Origin of the sequence: Microbacterium sp., from assembly GCF_048259935.1 — a bacterium.
Taxonomy (GTDB): Bacteria; Actinomycetota; Actinomycetes; order Actinomycetales; family Microbacteriaceae; genus Microbacterium.
On record NZ_JBLXHF010000001.1, the window covers coordinates 132,184 to 146,672 of the forward strand.

Here is a 14,489-nt window from a genome sequence, read left to right on the forward strand (position 1 = left end):
CCTGGGGATAACTCGGCGATGATTCTCCGAAATCTTCTCGATCTCGCGTAATGAATCGGCGTGACGGTCGTCTCATATGTGAGAGACAGCCACAAGAACTCCACCGGGGGGCGGAGTTCGGCTCCGATGCAGGGGGTAAACGCATCGGCCGGGCAGGCTCAGGACCCTCGGGGGAGGAGATCCTGGGCCTCCCGCTCTCGGCCCGTCTGCACGTGCCGCACCTGCAGTGCTGCGTCCAGCACCACGGCATCGCCGACGAAGCCGGGTGCGAGCTGTCCCAGACGCGCGCCCAGACCGATTGCTGCCGCCGGCGTCTGCGTGAGTGCACGGACAGCGTCGACCAGGTGCACTCCTGCCTGCACTGCGCGCTGGAGTGCGATGTCCTGAGTGAGAGTCGATCCCGCGATGGATCCGGTGGCATCGGTGCGCGCGATTGCGTTCGTCACCGTCACCCGCACCGCACCGAGGTCATAACTGCCATCAGCGCTGCCGGCGGCCGCCATGGCATCGGTGACGAGTGCGACCCGGCCAGGGGCTGAGTCGAACAGCAGCTTGATGACCTTCGGGTCCAGGTGCACATTGTCTGCGATCGCCTCGAGCACGACGCGGTGGTCTGCCGCAGCGGTGAGGACGGGTCCGGGTGCACGGTGATGGATGCCGGGCATCGCGTTGAACGCGTGGGTGAGGATCGTCGCCCCTGCATCGAACGCGGCATCCGCCTGTGCGGCATCCGCGCTCGTGTGGCCGACCGCGGCCGCTGCGCCGGCCGCGACGATCAGTCGGATCGCCTCGATGCCGCCGGGCAGCTCAGGGGCGAGCGTGACCTGGCGTATCGTGCCGCGCCCTGCGTCGAGCAGCCGCTGTACGTCCTCCGCCAGCGGCGCGCGCAGCAAAGAGGGCTCATGCGCGCCGTGGTGCGCGACATCGAGGAACGGTCCTTCGAGGTGCGAGCCGAGAACATCGGCATCCGTCTGCATGAGATCTGCGATCGCGCCGATCTGGCCGACGAGATCGTCGATAGACGCCGTGACGAGCGAGATCACCGCACGTGTCGTGCCGTGCGCGCGGTGCATCGTGCGTGCGGCGCGGATGGCCTCCGCACCGTCGTCATAGGAGGCTCCGGCGCCGCCATGCCCGTGGATATCGACGAAGCCCGGGGTGAGCACGGCATCAGGGCCCGCGATCGTCGTGGCGTCGAGAATCGTGTCGGCATCGGACCAACCAGACCCGGTGCCGACTTCGACGACCAGACCGTTCTCGAACCGTACCCAGGCATTCTCGGTCTCGGCGCCGTCGGTGACCAGACGAGCCGAATGGATCACGGTGGTGCTCATCTGCTGCTCCAGTCGACGTCGGCGAGAAGGACCATGAACAAAAGGTACTCGGTACTGCGGGCGAGATGAGCGCGCGGGCGCTGTTCCATGCCCGGTGATTCCGATATGCTCGAACGGTCGCGACTGGCGTCTGGGTGGGTCACCACCGGGGAGCGACCGTTACGGAAATTCGACCGCGCGCCTGGGCCGATGACATGCATTCCCCCATGCCATTCATTCCGCAACGAAAGAGGACGACATGACCGATCCGTACTTCAACGCCCCGCTCTCCGAGGTCGACCCCGAGATCGCCGAGGTCCTCGACCGCGAGCTGAAGCGTCAGCGCACGTTCCTCGAGATGATCGCATCCGAGAACTTCGTGCCCGTCTCCGTGCTTCAGTCGCAGGGCTCGGTTCTCACGAACAAGTACGCCGAGGGCTACCCCGGTCGTCGCTACTACGGCGGCTGCGAAGAGGTCGACGTTGCAGAGTCCCTCGCGATCGAACGCGTGAAGAGCCTGTTCGGAGCCGAGTACGCGAACGTTCAGCCGCACTCCGGTGCCACGGCGAACGCCGCCGTCATGCACGCGATCGCCCGCCCCGGCGACACGCTGCTGGGGCTCTCGCTGGACCACGGCGGACACCTGACCCACGGCATGAAGATCAACTTCTCCGGCCGCCTCTACGACATCGTCGCCTACGGCGTCGATCCCGAGACGTCGCTCGTCGACATGGACGAGGTGCGTCGCCTCGCTATCGAGCACAAGCCCAAGGTCATCGTCGCCGGCTGGTCGGCATACCCGCGTCAGCTGGACTTCGCTGCGTTCCGCGCGATCGCCGATGAGGTCGGCGCTCTGCTCTGGGTCGACATGGCGCACTTCGCAGGCCTCGTCGCGGCAGGTCTGCACCCGAACCCGGTTCCGCACGCACACGTCGTCTCGTCGACCGTGCACAAGACGATCGGCGGCCCGCGTTCGGGCTTCATCCTCTCGAATGACCCCGAGATCGCGAAGAAGATCAACTCCGCCGTCTTCCCCGGTCAGCAGGGCGGACCGCTCATGCACGTGATCGCTGCGAAGGCCACGGCGTTCAAGCTCGCCGCGACGCCCGAGTTCAAGGACCGTCAGGTCCGCACGCTCTCCGGCGCCAGCATCCTCGCCGACCGCCTCACCCAGCAGGACGTCAAGAACGCCGGAATCGCCGTGCGCTCGGGCGGCACCGACGTGCACCTCGTGCTCGTCGATCTTCGGGATGCCGCGATCGACGGCAAGCAGGCCGAAGACCTGCTGCACGACATCCACATCACCGTGAACCGCAACGCTGTTCCGAACGACCCTCGCCCGCCGATGGTCACCTCGGGGCTGCGCATCGGCACGGCTGCGCTCGCCACGCGCGGGTTCGGCGATGCCGAGTTCACCGAGGTCGCCGACATCATCGCGCTCGCGCTGATCCCCGGCACCGACGTCGCAGCCCTCAAGGCCCGCGTGGATGCCCTCGCAGGCGCCTTCCCCCTCTACCCCGACCTGCAGCAGTAAGCCGCCCACACTCACCCCGAGAATCGGCTTGCCGCGCGAGAATTCTGCTGCCACGCAGATTCTCGCGCGGCAGAGCAATTCTCGAGGGATGCTCGAGAGGAAGACAACATGACCGCACAGGTACTCGATGGTAAAGCCGCAGCAGCGGAGATCAAAAGCGAGCTGACGGAGCGCGTTGCCGCCCTGCGCGCGCAGGGAATCGTGCCCGGCATCGCCACCGTGCTCGTCGGCGCAGACCCCGCCTCACAGCTGTATGTCGGGATGAAGCACCGGCAGTCCGAGGCGATCGGCATGAATTCGATCCAGCGCGAACTGCCGGCGGATGCTGCGCAGCACGAGGTTGAGGCGCTGATCGACGAACTCAACGCCGACCCGGACTGCCACGGCTACATCGTGCAGCTGCCGCTGCCGAAGCACCTCGACACCGACGCGATCCTCGAGCGCATCGACCCGGCGAAGGATGCCGACGGACTCCACCCCACGAACCTCGGCCGCCTCGTGCTGAACGTCAACAACCCGATCACTACGCCGCTGCCGTGCACGCCGCGCGGTGTGATCGAACTGCTGCAGCGCAACGGCTACGATCTGGGCGGCAAACACGTCGTCGTGGTCGGACGAGGCGTCACGATCGGCCGGCCGATGGGCCTGCTGCTGACCCGTCGCGACATCAACGCGACCGTGACCCAGGTGCACACCGGCACCCCTGACATGTCGCCGTATCTGCGCCAGGCCGACGTGATCGTCGCTGGTGCCGGAGTCAAGCACCTCATCAAGGCCGCAGACGTCAAACCGGGCGCTGCAGTGCTCGATGTCGGCGTCACCCGTGAGGACGACCCCGAGACTGGCAAATCGAAGGTCTACGGCGACGTGCATCCCGATGTCGCAGAGGTCGCCGGCTTCGTATCGCCGAACCCGGGCGGTGTGGGCCCGATGACCGTTGCGCTGCTGATGACGAACGTCGTCGAGGCAGCCGAGCGGCTCGCAGCTTCCCGCTGAGCGGGACGGAGAGAGCCGCTAGAGCTCGTCGAGCATGCGTCGCTGCTCGGGTGTGAGCCCGTCGTCCAGTTGCGCGCGCCCTGCGGCCTGGGCGGGCGATGGCCCGCCAGAAGGCGAGGGGGCGGATGCCGCGGCACCCCGGCCCTTGACCTTCGAGGCGACCGAACCCATGAGCTCTCCGGTCTTGGCCTCCATGCGGTCATCGATCTGGTCGTAGATGACCCAGGCGATCAGCAGATACAGCGGTGGAAGCACGTACCCCCAGAACCACCCGTGCACGTTCACGCCGCTGAGCACCACGGTGAGCACCCAGACGATGAGCTCGACGACGAAGACCAGCAGGTACTGAACGAGCTTCTCTGCCAGCTTCGAGCGCGATCCAGCCGATTTCGCTGCCGAGCCGCGGAACCCCTTGAGCAGGGCGGGCTTGATCGCAAGAGTCGCCAGCGTGAGGATGATCGATGCCCACAGGGCGTGCCAGCCGACGCTGACACTGCGCATGATCAGGCCGATCAGGAACAGTACGACGACATTGAAGACGTACAGCGATACTGCGCGGATCAGCCAGTTCTTCATGCGCCGAGACTACCCTCGATACCGGTGATCCGCGCCTGCTCATCGAATCGGAAGGTCGCCGTGCCCGAAGCATCCGAGACCTTCGCTCCGGTGAACTCGGCATCGGTCCATTCCAGGTTCCAACCGGCGAGGCGCGCGGCATCCCACACAGACGAGCGGGCATCGCTGAGGGCAAGGCCCGAGAGGATGCGAGGCGCCTTGGCGGCGGCATCCGCGACAGTCGTGGCGGGGATGGGCGCGTCGAGCAGGAACACGGCGCGCGTGCCGCCGCCGATCGGTGCGGCGTAATAGGGGGAGCGCCCGGTGATCTCGGTCGCAATCGCACCGATCTGGTGCGCGGTGTCGGAGATCCAGGCTTCGGCATCGGCACCGACGTCGTCGGGGAAGGCCAGCTCGGACTGCGTCAGCTCGGTCAGCTCGTACTGGGCTCCGTACTCGCGCAGTTGCGCCGCGACGCCCTGCGGGTCGCCCTGAGGGTGAGCCCAGGCCCAAAGCAGCGAGCGAGGGCCCGGAGCGATCGTCGCGATCAGATGCGGCCGCGTGACGATGTTCTGCGCGGGGTCGGCGATCGAGCTGAACGTCAGCGTGCCCGCAGCCATGTCGGCATCCCAGCGGTGCTCGCCGAGCGCATCGACGGCACTGGTGAGCGCATCCTGGCGGAGAGCGGCGAAGAAGGACGCGCGATCGGCGAGTGGCTGAAGAGCTGCGAAAGTCATGCGACCAGTCTGGCCGCAAACCCTATGAGTGCGCCACTGTCGCGGCCGGGGCAGCCCTGCCCACCCTCCACGCGTCGAGCGTCGCTGCATTAGAGTGGGAGGGCTTTGCCACGTGGAAAACGTGGCGCACCACACGCAATGCATCCGCCGCACACCGCACCCGGCCGCAAGGGGCAACGACGATGACGTCACCACAGCACAGCTCAGCACCGCGCAGTCGCGCAGACCCTCGGGAGCGCCCTGGCGCGCGACTGTGGATCACAGTGATCGTGATCGGACTGGTCGGCCAGCTCGCCTGGACCGTCGAGAACATGTATCTCAACGTGTTCGTGTACGAGACGATCACACCGGAGCCCGCAGCGATCGCCACGATGGTCGCGCTCAGCGCCGTGGCGGCCACGGCGGCGACCATCTTCGTCGGCGCGTGGTCAGACCGGTTGCGTCGACGCCGCGTCTTCATCGCGATCGGCTACATCGCCTGGGGGCTGTGCACCGCGGGCTTCGGGCTGCTCGCTCCGGAATCCGGTGCCGTCGCGGCGCCGTATGTGCTCGCAGCGGTCGTCGGGGTGATCGTCCTGGACTGCGTGATGAGCGTGTTCGGCTCTGGGGCGAACGATGCCGCTTTTGGCGCGTGGGTGACCGAGTCGACGACTGTCCGCACCCGTGGACGGGTCGACGGCGTCGTGGCGATCATGCCGCTGATGGCCATGCTGCTGGTGTTCGGTCTTCTGGATCCTCTGACGCGCGCGGGGGAGTGGCGGCTGTTCTTCGCCGTCGTCGGTGCTGCCACCATGATCACGGGAGTCATCGCGTGGTTCCTCGTCAAAGACGTGTCGCGGGATGCCCTCCCGGCAGGCTTCCACGGTCCATCGGTGGCGGTACGGCTGATCGAGGGCTTCCGGCCAGCGACGATTCGCGCGAACGCGCCGCTGTACGTCTCGCTGGCTCTCTGGCTGGTCGTCGGCACCTCGAGTCAGGTGTTCCTGCCGTACGTGATCATCTATCTGCAGTACTGGCTGCAGGTCGAGTCATACGCGCTCATGCTCGGCGTATCGCTCGTCGCCGCGGCCGTGATCAGTGTGCTCGGAGGCCGGGTCATGGACCGGGTGGGCAAGCGGCGGGTGCTGCTTCCCGCAGCGGCACTGTTCGCGGTCGGTCTCGTGCTGATGTTCTTCGCTCGCGACATGGTGTTCGTCATCGTCGCGGCATCCCTTGCTCTGGGCGGCATGATGCTCGCGATCGCGTCGATCTCGGCGACGGTGCGCGACGAGACGCCGGACGGACGCGCGGGGATGGTGCAGGGGCTGCGCATGGTCACGGCGATCATGGTCCCGATGATCGTCGGACCTTTCCTCGGCGCATGGGTCATTTCCGGGGCTGGGCAGACGTACGTCGACCTCGGGGTGTCGAAGCCGGTCCCAGGGCCCGAGATGTTCCTCGCCGCGGCGGCGGTGCTCGTCTTCGTGCCGGTGCTGGCCATCGTGCGTGCGCGAATGGAGCGAAGCCGATGACGAAGGATGCTGTGCCTTTCCCCGAGTACCCCCGTCCGCAGCTGCGGCGCGAGAACTTCACGATCCTCAACGGACGATGGGACTATGCGTTCACCGCCGCAGGAGTCTCGCCCCAGTCTTGGGGCGGCAGCATCCTCGTGCCCTTCTCGCCCGAGGCCGAGCTCTCGGGCGTGGGACGACAGCTGCAACCGGACGAGTCGCTCTGGTACCGCCGGCAGCTCGATGTCGCAGCGAAACCAGGGCATCGCACCCTGCTGCACTTCGGCGCGGTCGACCAGTCGTGCCGTGTGCTCATCGATGGAGTCGAGGTCGCCGCGCACATCGGCGGCTACCTGCCGTTCACCGTCGACATCACCGACGCTCTGGGTGCCGGTGCCGGTGCCGGTGCCAGCGCCGGTGCCGGTGACGTGCACGAGCTCGTCGTCGAAGTGCGCGACGTCAGTGACACATCGCACCATTCGGTCGGCAAGCAGCGGCTCGACCGAGGGGGTATCTGGTACACCGCACAGTCGGGAATCTGGCAGACCGTCTGGCTTGAGATCGTTCCAGACGAGCACATCACTGGGCTGCGCCTGCGCACTCCCGACGCGCGGACGGGGGCACCGCACGCATCCGTAGAGATCACCGTCGAGGCGGCGAGCGCGGCCCCGGTTGCGGTGACGATCAGCCAGGACGGACAGAGCGTCGCGACTGCTCATGGAATCCCGGGAGAGAACCTTCAGCTGCAGATCGCCGAGCCCCGGCTGTGGACGCCGGAGGACCCCCACCTCTACGACATCGAGGTGACTCTCGGTGATGACCGGGTCACCAGTTACGCAGGGGTCCGCAGTGTCGGGGTGCAGCCGGATGCGAACGGCATCGCGCGCCTGCATCTGAACGGCGACCCGTACCCGCACATCGGCGTGCTCGACCAGGGGTACTGGGAGCGCGGGCTCTACACGCCGCCCGATGATGCGGCGCTGGAAGCGGACGTCACCGTGATGAAGAATCTCGGATTCACGATGATCCGCAAACACATCAAGATCGAGCCGCTGCGCTGGTACCACCACTGTGACCGACTCGGCATCCTCGTGTGGCAGGACGCGGTCAACGGTGGTGAGCGCTACAAGCCGTGGGTCATCACCGCGCCGGTGATCTCACCGCACGTCGGAATCTCAGATCACCGCTACGGGGCGTTCGGAAGAGCGGATGCCGAAGGCCGCGCGGAGTTCCTCACCGAGCTGGACGCCACGGTGGATCTGCTGCGCAACTCGCCAGCGGTGGTGACCTGGGTTCCCTTCAATGAGGGCTGGGGACAGTTCGACGCGGCGGAGGCCGCCGAGAGGGTGCGTCGGCGCGACCCGGATCGCGTGATCGATCATGCGAGCGGGTGGCACGACCAGGGCGCGGGAGACCTGCGCAGTCTGCACGTGTACTTCCAGCCGATCCGTCCTGCGCGCTGGTGGCGGCGCGATGGCAGGGTGCTGGTCGTCTCCGAATACGGTGGATACAGCCTGCGGCTGCCAGGGCACAGCTATCCCGAGAAGGTGTTCGGCTACCGACGCTTCGAGACGCGCGAAGCGCTCACCGATGCCTACGAGAAGCTGCATCGTCGTGAGGTTCTTCCGGCGATCGCCCGAGGGCTGTCAGCGACGGTGTACACCCAGCTGGCAGACGTCGAGGACGAGTCGAACGGTCTGCTCACCGCTGATCGCAGCGCTGTGAAGCCGGACCCCGATGTCGTGCGCGCGTTGAACGCGCAGTTCCGCGAGATATTCGAAGAATCAGTCAAGGAGAGTGCTGAACGATGACCGAGCGCGAGATCACGAGTCCCGTCCCGTTGTGCCTGCCAAACGGCGATCTCAATCCGGATGCCGTCGGCTGGAGCCGCACGCCGCTGCATGACACCTCGGGGATCGGGGGCGGTATCCGCGACCGCGGACGCATCAAGCGCTGGGAGTACTGGGCGATCGTCAGCCCGACCCACATCATCTCCATCACCGTGTCGTCTCTCGACTACGCCGCCGTGCACGGATTCTGGGTGCGCGATCGGCGGAGCGGCGTCACGATCGATCGGGGCAAGATCGGCGGCCCGTGGACGGCAACGCTGCCGCCCACACTGGGGGATGGGCCGGCGACGGCGAAGACGCGCGATCTCGAGATCGAGATCGCCGAGGTGCGAGGCGCCACGAAGATCACCGCGCGGGCGCCGGGGCTCTCGGTGTGCATCAGCGCGGAACGGGAGACCGCGCACGAATCGATGGCGGTCGTCGTCCCGTGGAGCAAGAGGCGATTCCAGTACACGGTGAAGGATGTCGTGCGTCCTGCGAACGGGCACATCGAGATCGATGGTGTCGTGACAGAGCTCGAGGATGCCTGGGCTGTGCTCGACCACGGGCGCGGGCGCTGGCACCACGACGTGCGCTGGAACTGGGCGGCGGCGGTCGGGCACACCGACGGACACTTGGTCGGACTGCAGTTCGGTGCCAGGTGGACCGAGGGCACCGGCATGACCGAGAACGCGCTGATCGTCGATGGGCGCACGACGAAGATCTCGGAGCAGCTGCGCTGGGAGTACGACCTCGAGCGTCCCCTGGAGCCGTGGCGCATCACCGGAACGGACGTCGACGTCACGTTGACACCCGAGTACGACCACACCTCGCGCACCGATCTGGGGGTGATCGGCACGCGAGGCGATCAGGTGTTCGGCACCTTCGACGGCTGGGTGCGCGTCGAGGGCAGACGCATCGAGATCAGCTCGCTGTTCGGGTGGGCGGAGGATGTCGCCAACCGCTGGTGATGCTCAGCTGACGAGCGCCCCGGCCTGCCTGGCAGCGCCGAGAGCGACGTACTCCGCGGGCTCGGGTACCTCGACGGGAAGGCCCAGAACCTGAGCGGCGACCTGCCGCACAGCTTCGGACTGCGCCCCGCCGCCGATCAGGAGCGCGCGCTCCAGCGGGATGCCGAGAGCGCGAAGCGCGTCAAGACCTGCGCCGAGCCCGCTCAGCATGCCTTCGACGGCCGCGCGAGCGAGGTTGGGGCGAGTCGTAGCCGCCAGCGTCATTCCCGACAGCGTCGCCGTGGCATCCGGCAGGTTCGGGGTGCGCTCGCCCTCGAAATAGGGCACGAGAGTGAGTCCGCCGGCGCCCGCATCCGCCTCCAGCGCGAGGGCGCTGAGGTCATCGAGAGAGACGCCGAGCAGGGATGCTGTGACAGCCAGCACCCGCGCCGCATTGAGCGTCGCCACCAGGGGGAGGAAGTTGCCGGTCGCGTCGGCGAACCCGGCGACCGTGCCGGACGGATCCGTGACAGCGCGCTCGCTGACCGCGAAGACCGTTCCGGACGTGCCGATCGAGACGACGACATCGCCGGGGGCTGCGCCGAGTCCGAGGGCTGCGCCCGCGTTGTCTCCGGCGCCGGCTCCGACCAGGCGGTCAGAGGCATCGCGCACCGACTCATCGGGGCCGAGAACGCGGGGGAGCACCGCGTCATGACCGAGGGCTGCGATCAGCAGCTCGCGGTCGTAGTCACCGGTGGACGGATCCCAGTATCCGGTGCCCGAGGCATCCGAGCGGTCGGTGACGAGCTCGTCGAGTACGGGGTTCGCAGGGCCGAAGCCGCGCAGTCGCCAGGTGAGCCAGTCGTGCGGAAGCGCGACGGCCGCCACGCGAGCCGCATTCTCGGGCTCGTTGTCGCGCAGCCAGCGCAGTTTGGTGATCGTGAACGATGCCACCGGAACCAGTCCGGTGCGGGCAGCGAGCTGCTCGGCGCCGAATTCGGCGATGAGCTCTTTCGCGGCATCCGCAGAGCGCGTGTCGTTCCACAGGAGTGCATCACGGACGACACGGCCTTCGGCATCCAGCGCCACCATTCCGTGCTGCTGACCGCCGATCGCCCAGGCGGAGATGTCGTCGAGTCCGCCGGCCTCGGTGAGTGCGGTGTTCAGCGCCGTCCACCACGCCTCGGGGTCGACTGACGTGCCGTCGGGGTGCGAGGCGCGACCGGTGCGCACGACGGCACCGGTCGCGGTGTCCACCACGACGACCTTGCAGGACTGGGTCGAGCTGTCGACCCCGAGAGCGAGCGGCATGATCAGCGCGCGCCGAGAAGGTGCTCTGTGGCGAGCTGCTGCAGACGAACGAAGCCGAAGCCCTTGCCGCCGAGGTAGGCGTCCGCGTCGAAGTCCTCGTAGGCGCTGCGGTCAGCGAGGAAGTCGTCGTAGCTCTCGCCCGGGTTCAGAGTCGGCTGTGCGAGCTCGTCGACCTTGGCGGCAGACAGTGCCTCCTGAACCTCGGGGTCGGCGCGGAATGCGGCGGCACGCTCCTTGAGGAGCAGGTAGGTGCGCATGTTCGCGGCCGCCGAGGTCCAGACACCCGTCTCGTCCTCGGTGCGCGAGGGCTTGTAGTCGAAGTGGCGAGGGCCGTCGTAGGCGGGGACTCCACCGGGGCCACCGTTTTCGAGCAGGTCGACGAGCGAGAACGCGTTGTGCAGGTCGCCGTGACCGAACACGAGGTCCTGGTCGTACTTGATGCCGCGCTGGCCGTTGAGGTCGATGTGGAAGAGCTTGCCGTGGTACAGCGCCTGGGCGATACCGGCCGTGAAGTTCAGGCCCGCCATCTGCTCGTGGCCGACCTCGGGGTTGACTCCGAACAGCTCGGAGCGCTCGAGCGATCCGATGAAGGCGATGGCGTGGCCGAGCGTGGGCAGCAGGATGTCGCCGCGAGGCTCGTTGGGCTTGGGCTCGATGGCGAAGCGGATGTCGTAGCCCTTGTCGGTGACGTAGTCGCCGAGCAGGTTCACGGCCTCGCGGTAGCGCTCCAGCGCCTGGCGGACGTCCTTGGCCGAGTCGTATTCTGCGCCCTCGCGGCCACCCCACATGACGAAGGTCTTCGCCCCGAGCTCTGCACCGAGGTCGAGCTGGCGGAAGACCTTGCGCAGCGCGAAGCGACGCACGTCACGGTCGTTCGAGGTGAAGCCGCCGTCCTTGAAGACGGGCGCGCTGAAGAGGTTCGTGGTGACCATCGGCACGACCAGGCCGGTGTCGGCCAGTGCGCCCTTGAGACGGTCGATCTGGTTCTGACGCTCGGCATCGGTAGAACCGAACGCGAAGAGGTCGTCGTCGTGGAAGGTCAGGCCGTACGCGCCGAGCTCAGCGAGCTTCTCGACAGCGTGCACGACATCGAGGCGAGGGCGGGTCGGTCCGCCGAACGGGTCGGTGCCGTTGTAGTCGACGGTCCAGAGACCGAACGAGAACTTGTCTTCACGGGTGGGGGTGGGCATGGCTGCTCCTCTGCAAGCGGTGAATCAATATAAGTTGTGATAGACAACATAAGCGATCGAGAGCCCTTCCGCAATTGCAATCGCCGATGAAGATCCTCAGCGCCGCGGAGCGGCGGTCGACTCGCGCACGACGAGCGTCGTCGGCATCCGGATCGGCTCCGGCGCATGGCCCTGCAACACGTCCAGCAGCATCCGCACAGCGGCGGTCCCCATCTCGGGCAGCGGCTGGCGCACTGTCGTGAGCTGCGGTGTGTGTGAGGCGGCATCGAGGATGTCGTCGAAGCCGACCACCGAGATGTCGTCCGGCACTCGCAGTCCGCGTTCCGAAGCGATGCGGATCATCTCGATGGCAGACAGGTCGTTCGCCGCGAAGACCGCGGTGGGGGTGTCTGGCAGGTCGAGGATCCCTCGCGCTGCCGCTGTGGAGTCCGAGGTGCGGTATCCGCCATCTGCGACGAGCTCTGGATCGAAGGGGATGCCGGCCGACTCGAGCGCCTCGCGGTATCCGCGCTCTCGCTCCTGCGCGGATTCTAGATCGATGCGCCCTCGGAGGTGAGCGATCCGGCGGTGACCGAGCGAGATGAGGTGCTCGGTCGCTGCGCGTGCCCCCTCGACGTTGGCGACCCCCACGGTGGCGGGATCATCGGCGCCGATGTGCGGGTCGACCGAGACGATCGGCACCGAAGTCTTCGTGCGGGTGGTGGTGGGGGTGACCAGGATCGCCCCGTCGATGAGCGTGCCGCCCAGGCGTGACAGCGAACGATGCTCCCAGCCCAGGTGGTCACCGGCCGATACTGTTCCGGCGTACGCGAGAACGTCGTAGTCGGTGTCCTGGAGCGCACTGGAGACTCCGCGCAGCAGCTGGAGCGAGAACGGCTCGAACTCGGCCACGAGCACGCCGATCACGTTCGTGCTGCGACGGCGCATCGAGGTGGCGACCAGGGAGCTCTCGTATCCGAGATCGGAAACGACGCCCATCACGGTCGCCATCGTCTCGGGGGAGACCCCGTATCGCCCGTTGATCGCTTTGGACACCGTTGCGACCGAGACTCCGGCAGCACGGGCGACGTCGTTGATCGTGATCCGGCCATTCATGGCTTCACTATAGCCATGGTGTCGAAAACGTTATCGATAACGTTTGACACAACGTGATCCCGGATGCCAGAGTAGGCGCACGGCATATTGGGGTTGCTGGCAACAAATAAGCCCACGGCCGTTTCATCGCCTCAGCGATGGTGCGAAAACCCGATGAAGACAATCACTCGACGAAGAGGAGAACACAGCATGAAGATGCGCAGCGTACGGGGAGCGGCGATCGCCGCCGCAGCCCTGATGGTGGTGGGCCTCACAGCCTGCAGCGGCGGATCCGGCGAACCCGCAGAGGGCGGCAAGGCCGAGCTGACGATGTGGCACAACTCCACGACCGGCGACGGCAAGCAGTACTGGGACGACGCCGCAGCGGCGTTCCAGAAGGAGAACCCCGATGTGACGATCAAAGTCACGTCCATCCAGAACGAAGACATGGACGGCAAGCTGCAGACCGCCGTCAACTCGGGTGACATGCCCGACATCTTCATGGCACGCGGTGGTGGCAAGCTCGCCGACATCGTCAACGCCGACGCAGTCAAGGACCTCACCGACCTCGTCGACCCGAGCGTGAAGGAAGCATTCGGTGACGCGCCGTTCAGCGCATTCAGCGTCGACGGCAAGATCTACGGCATGCCGTCCGCAGTGCTCCCCGGCGGTTTCTTCTACAGCAAGGACCTGTTCGCGCAGGCCGGCATCACTGAAGAGCCCAAGACCCTCGATGACCTCGAAGCCGCCGTCGACAAGCTGAAGGCCGCCGGCATCGAGCCGATCGCCCTCGGCGGCAAGGCCGCATGGCCCGCTGCGCACTGGTACTACTTCTTCGCACTGCGCGCCTGCGACCAGGGCCTGATCGAGAACCTCGCCACCGAGGCAGACTTCGCCGACGCGTGCTGGCTGGAAGCCGCGGAGAACTTCCAGGACTTCGCTGCGATCGAGCCGTTCCACAAGGGCTTCCTGACGACCGACCCGCAGGAAGGCGCGAACTCCTCGGCCGGCCTGATCGCCAACCACAAGGCCGCCATGGAGCTCATGGGTGCCTGGGACGTCGGCGTGATCGCCAGCCTGACCCCCGACGAGCAGCCCCTCCCGGACCTTGGCTGGTTCCCCTTCCCTGAGGTTGCAGGCGGAGCAGGCGGCGCCGGTGCCATGATGGGCGGCGTCGACGGATACTCGTGCTCGAAGAACTCGCCGTCTGCGTGCGAGGACTTCCTGAACTTCGTCTCGTCGAAGGAATGGCAGGAGAAGTACGCGGTCGCATTCCAGACCATCCCCGCCTCGCAGGAGGCCATGGGCGCGGTCACCGACCCGTCACTCGAGCCGCTGATGGCCGCCTTCCAGAAGGCTCCCTACGTCGCGCTGTGGCTCGACACCGCACTCGGCCAGAACGTCGGAAACGCGCTGAACACCAGCGTCGTCGAGATGCTCGCCGGTCAGGGAAGCCCGGAGAAGCTGGTCGAGACCGTCACCAAGGCTCAGGCAAGGGGCTGACCGACCA

At 66.9% G+C, this 14,489-nt stretch carries 12 protein-coding genes and 1 riboswitch; of the genes, 6 read left to right on the forward strand and 6 right to left on the reverse strand.

Annotation, left to right across the window (positions count from 1 at the left end; all coding sequences use genetic code 11):
* Positions 1–158: 158 nt before the first annotated feature.
* On the reverse strand, positions 159–1,334 hold the full coding sequence (locus ACN0RC_RS00575) for an N-acetylglucosamine-6-phosphate deacetylase (protein WP_417508117.1): 1,176 nt from the start codon (positions 1,332–1,334) through the stop codon (positions 159–161).
* 109 nt (positions 1,335–1,443) lie between these two features.
* A riboswitch (ZMP/ZTP riboswitch) is annotated at positions 1,444–1,528 on the forward strand.
* A gap of 44 nt (positions 1,529–1,572) precedes the next feature.
* Here ACN0RC_RS00575 and glyA point away from each other — a divergent pair.
* Positions 1,573–2,847 carry a serine hydroxymethyltransferase gene (gene glyA, locus ACN0RC_RS00580; protein WP_417508118.1) on the forward strand — a complete coding sequence of 425 codons (1,275 nt, stop codon included), beginning with the start codon at positions 1,573–1,575 and terminating at the stop codon, positions 2,845–2,847.
* Positions 2,848–2,955: 108 nt separating this feature from the next.
* Positions 2,956–3,843 carry a bifunctional methylenetetrahydrofolate dehydrogenase/methenyltetrahydrofolate cyclohydrolase gene (locus tag ACN0RC_RS00585; RefSeq protein WP_417508119.1) on the forward strand — a complete coding sequence of 296 codons (888 nt, stop codon included), beginning with the start codon at positions 2,956–2,958 and terminating at the stop codon, positions 3,841–3,843.
* Positions 3,844–3,861: 18 nt separating this feature from the next.
* Here the strand turns inward: ACN0RC_RS00585 and ACN0RC_RS00590 are convergent, their stop codons facing one another.
* Both ACN0RC_RS00590 and ACN0RC_RS00595 read right to left on the reverse strand, forming a co-directional pair.
* Positions 3,862–4,419: a hypothetical protein gene (locus tag ACN0RC_RS00590; RefSeq protein WP_417508120.1), complete on the reverse strand. Its 558-nt coding sequence runs from the start codon at positions 4,417–4,419 to the stop codon at positions 3,862–3,864.
* Complete coding sequence (locus ACN0RC_RS00595; protein WP_417508121.1) at positions 4,416–5,135, reverse strand: DUF6882 domain-containing protein; 720 nt, start codon at positions 5,133–5,135, stop codon at positions 4,416–4,418. The genes ACN0RC_RS00590 and ACN0RC_RS00595 overlap by 4 nt, the downstream gene beginning before the upstream one ends.
* 182 nt (positions 5,136–5,317) lie before the next feature.
* Here ACN0RC_RS00595 and ACN0RC_RS00600 point away from each other — a divergent pair, with 182 nt between their 5' ends.
* From ACN0RC_RS00600 to ACN0RC_RS00610, 3 genes are read left to right on the forward strand one after another with little or no spacing between them, the layout of a single operon-like run.
* A complete protein-coding gene (locus tag ACN0RC_RS00600; RefSeq protein ID WP_417508122.1) occupies positions 5,318–6,646 on the forward strand; it encodes an MFS transporter in 1,329 nt (442 codons plus the stop codon).
* On the forward strand, positions 6,643–8,436 hold the full coding sequence (locus tag ACN0RC_RS00605; protein ID WP_417508123.1) for a glycoside hydrolase family 2 protein: 1,794 nt from the start codon (positions 6,643–6,645) through the stop codon (positions 8,434–8,436). The genes ACN0RC_RS00600 and ACN0RC_RS00605 overlap by 4 nt, the downstream gene beginning before the upstream one ends.
* Positions 8,433–9,425, forward strand: coding sequence for a DUF2804 domain-containing protein (locus ACN0RC_RS00610; RefSeq protein ID WP_417508124.1), 993 nt, complete (start codon positions 8,433–8,435; stop codon positions 9,423–9,425). The genes ACN0RC_RS00605 and ACN0RC_RS00610 overlap by 4 nt, the downstream gene beginning before the upstream one ends.
* Before the next feature lie 3 nt (positions 9,426–9,428).
* Here the strand turns inward: ACN0RC_RS00610 and xylB are convergent, their stop codons facing one another.
* The 3 genes from xylB to ACN0RC_RS00625 all read right to left on the reverse strand — a co-directional run bounded on the left by xylB (position 9,429) and on the right by ACN0RC_RS00625 (position 13,000).
* The gene (gene xylB / locus ACN0RC_RS00615) at positions 9,429–10,715 is read right to left on the reverse strand and encodes a xylulokinase (protein ID WP_417508125.1); all 1,287 of its coding nucleotides are present in this window, start codon (positions 10,713–10,715) and stop codon (positions 9,429–9,431) included.
* A gap of 2 nt (positions 10,716–10,717) precedes the next feature.
* Positions 10,718–11,905 carry a xylose isomerase gene (gene xylA, locus ACN0RC_RS00620; protein ID WP_417508126.1) on the reverse strand — a complete coding sequence of 396 codons (1,188 nt, stop codon included), beginning with the start codon at positions 11,903–11,905 and terminating at the stop codon, positions 10,718–10,720.
* A gap of 96 nt (positions 11,906–12,001) precedes the next feature.
* A complete protein-coding gene (locus ACN0RC_RS00625) occupies positions 12,002–13,000 on the reverse strand; it encodes a LacI family DNA-binding transcriptional regulator (protein ID WP_417508127.1) in 999 nt (332 codons plus the stop codon).
* Positions 13,001–13,195: 195 nt separating this feature from the next.
* Here ACN0RC_RS00625 and ACN0RC_RS00630 point away from each other — a divergent pair, with 195 nt between their 5' ends.
* Positions 13,196–14,482, forward strand: a complete 1,287-nt coding sequence (locus ACN0RC_RS00630) for an ABC transporter substrate-binding protein (RefSeq protein WP_417508569.1) — start codon at positions 13,196–13,198, stop codon at positions 14,480–14,482.
* Positions 14,483–14,489 lie beyond the last annotated feature (7 nt).